Raw genomic sequence first — 2425 nt, 5'->3', positions numbered from 1 at the left:
CTGTGACGTGCTAAGTTGTGTATGTGATTGTTCAACTGGCTATTACAAGAAAGTAATAATCTGATTGAACCTGCTGTTTCGTCAGCAGTAGCCTACGGCAGGTGCATTACCAGTAATGGTTTTGTACTAAGCTGCTCGGACAATGAAGCCCTTCCGAAAGGAGAAGTTTGAACCGTGAGGGGAAAACAACTGCTATTAGTGTCATATAGTAGGGGAGCTAGGCTGGATGGTATGAATAACAAAAGTGAACTGTCGCTTAAACATCGTGATTGTAGAAAAGCCAAAGACTACTGACAGGCTTTACCAAAAGGTATGCAGTCGGTTAATCCTCTTGATGCTGGGATTACACGAACATTAGTACTGCCGGTGAAAAGACAGATTCTAACCCATCTTATTGTCACATATACAGAACACGGAAAACCCGTATCTCTCCTGAATTTCAGGACAGTGAACCGCAAGGTGAGCCTATGGGGGTGCGGGTATGGGATTGCAGAAAAAGCGAATGCCATCCTTGTAATGAGGGGGATATGAGTTGAGTCCTGTTTCTGAATTAAATGGAACAACATCACTCACCACGAAAGTGGGCAGACTTCTGCGTTAGGTAACTCTTTACAAGAAACTTTTAGAACTTTTTAAAGGAGAAAAGCAAATGAACGAAATTAAAACCTCGTGTGCATCTACTGACCAACAAATCACTATTTGGGAAAGCATAGACTGGAAGAAATGTGAAGCAAAGGTTAAGAAGCTACAAGCTCGTATTGTAAAGGCTCAGAAAGATGGTCGCCACAACAAGGTGAAAGCCTTGCAGTGGATATTGACCCATTCGTTTTACGCTAAAGCATTAGCGATAAAACAAGTAACTTCCAATAAAGGAAGTGATACAGCAGGTGTTGATGGAGTAACATGGTCTACTCATCTCTCCAAATCAAAAGCAATTTCCGATTTGAAGCGAAGAGGCTATACTCCCCAACCTCTAAAAAGGGTGCATATTAAGAAGAGCAACGGGAAGTTGCGCCCACTGGGAATACCGACAATGAAAGACAGGGCAATGCAAGCATTGTATCTGCTGGCATTAGAACCCATATCGGAAACTACCGCTGATAAAAGCTCTTTTGGATTCCGTAAACACAGAAGTACAAAAGATGCAATCAGTCAGTGTTTTCTGCATTTATCTCCTGATTATCAATGTAAATGGATTATGGAAGGAGATATAAAAGGCTGTTTTGACCACATTAGTCACAAATGGTTGATAGACAACATACCAATGGACAAAATAATGTTGAAGAAATGGCTTAAATGCGGGTTTGTGCTTAACAAACAACTCTTTCCGACAGAAGAAGGTACTCCGCAGGGCGGAATTATCTCCCCGACTTTGGCGAATATGACATTAGATGGTTTGCAGGGTCTACTTGCAAAGCGATTTAAGGCGATAAATACAAGAAAAATGTATTACAACCCAAAAGTCTATTTGGTCAGATATGCGGATGATTTCATTATTACCTGTGAAAACAGAGAAACACTGGAAAATGAAATCAAGCCGATGGTCAAAGAATTTTTAGCGGTCAGAGGTCTTACTCTCTCCGAAGAAAAGACGAAGATAACCCATATAGATGACGGATTTGATTTTCTTGGATTCAACATCAGAAAATATAAAGGAAATCTTCTCATTACCCCATCGAAAGATAAGGTGAAGAAATTCTATGGGAAGATAAAAGAGATTGTTGAACGCAACAAGTCTGCGAAGCAAGAGATACTTATAAGACTTCTAAACCCCGTGATAGATGGTTGGGGAAATTATTACAGGAACTGTGTTGCCTCAGAGACATTTAACAAGTTAGACCATATGATTGTGCGAAAACTCTGGAGATGGTCGTTTAGAAGACACCCCAAAAAGGGAAAGCGTTGGATTAAACAACGATATTTCCATTCTGTAGATGGGAACAACTGGATATTTGGAACACAGTTGGAAGAAGAAAACACGGGACAACTATTTTCTCTTAAAAGATTGTGTGACAAGAAAATAATAAGACATATCAAAATATGTAATGATTCAAATCCTTATGACCCACAATGGGAAGTCTACTACAAAAAACGACGCACCCAACAGATGTTGGAACACTTCAATGGCAATCGAACCATTTTAAGGACATGGGAAAATCAAATGCAAAGATGTCCTGTATGTGGTGAACCCTTATCGGACAAAACCACATGGACATTAACCCATAAAACGGTAAATGGTAAGAAGATTAAATATCTGACACATAATAAATGCTGTAAAATCACTGACACCAACAAATGGAAATTACTTTGAGCCGGTTTCATAACAGAAACTTTGAGTTGCTTGAGCCGTATGAAGGGAAACTTTCATGTACGGTTCTTAGGGGGGAAGGCTCCCGTAAGGGAGCTGACCTACCCGGCTATCGGG

At 40.3% G+C, this 2425-nt stretch carries 1 protein-coding gene and 1 pseudogene; both read left to right on the top strand.

Annotated features, from left to right (window positions below; all coding sequences use genetic code 11):
- Positions 1 to 649: 649 nt before the first annotated feature.
- Positions 650 to 2311 carry a group II intron reverse transcriptase/maturase gene (gene ltrA, locus DW083_RS21820; RefSeq protein WP_122333818.1) on the top strand — a complete coding sequence of 554 codons (1662 nt, stop codon included), beginning with the start codon at positions 650 to 652 and terminating at the stop codon, positions 2309 to 2311.
- Positions 2308 to 2425, top strand: a pseudogene (locus tag DW083_RS23260) (conjugal transfer protein TraI); the annotation flags it as partial. The gene ltrA and the pseudogene DW083_RS23260, both read left to right, overlap by 4 nt.

This window comes from Parabacteroides sp. AF48-14 (assembly GCF_003477465.1).
In the GTDB taxonomy this organism is placed as follows: Bacteria; Bacteroidota; Bacteroidia; order Bacteroidales; family Tannerellaceae; genus Parabacteroides; species Parabacteroides acidifaciens.
Note: the sequence above shows the minus strand (reverse complement) of the source record. Positions and strands in the feature narration are given on the sequence as shown.